The sequence below is a fragment of the Streptomyces aurantiacus JA 4570 genome (assembly GCF_000414115.1).
In the GTDB taxonomy this organism is placed as follows: Bacteria; Actinomycetota; Actinomycetes; order Streptomycetales; family Streptomycetaceae; genus Streptomyces; species Streptomyces aurantiacus_A.
In genome coordinates, this window is record NZ_AOPZ01000525.1 from 1 (window position 1) to 516 (window position 516).

At 78.5% G+C, this 516-nt stretch carries 1 pseudogene; it reads left to right on the forward strand.

Annotated elements, in window-relative coordinates:
- Window positions 1-86 precede the first annotated feature (86 nt).
- Window positions 87-516 (forward strand): annotated as a pseudogene (locus tag STRAU_RS37075) (PEP/pyruvate-binding domain-containing protein); the annotation flags it as partial.

A 516-nucleotide genomic window follows, 5' to 3' on the forward strand; every position in this document is an offset into this window, starting at 1 on the left:
CGACGCTCTTCCGATCTAACCCCGCCCCGGGCGCCCGGCGCGCCGCCGCGGCCTGGCGGACCGGCCGGCTGCGCGCCGCCCTGCCGATGCTCGCCGTCGACCTGATGGCCGAAGTGGACCGCTGCTTGAGCGAACTCCCCTCTCTCGACGAGATGGTGACGGGCCGTCTGTTCGCCGCCGTCTCCTGGGGCCGTACGGTCCTGGCCTCGCTGCACGCCCAGGAGTCCCTGGCCGGCGCCCTGTTGGCGCAGCGCTCCGGTGCCACGGCTGTCGGCGAGGCCCTGGCCGTCCTGTCCGAGGCGCGCGCCGCCGAACCCGACGACGCCCGGCTCATCGCCCGGCACCCCGTCCTGCTGTCCCTGCTGCCGCCGTCGCTCGGCCCGCGCGCACCGCTGCCCGCCCGGGCGCCGTGGGCCGGGGTGGCGCGCGGCGCGGCGGCCCTGCCCGCCCGCGAGGGGCTGCGCCTGCGCATCCGCTGGGTGCAGGAGATGCAGGCCGGGGCGGTGCGCGAGATCG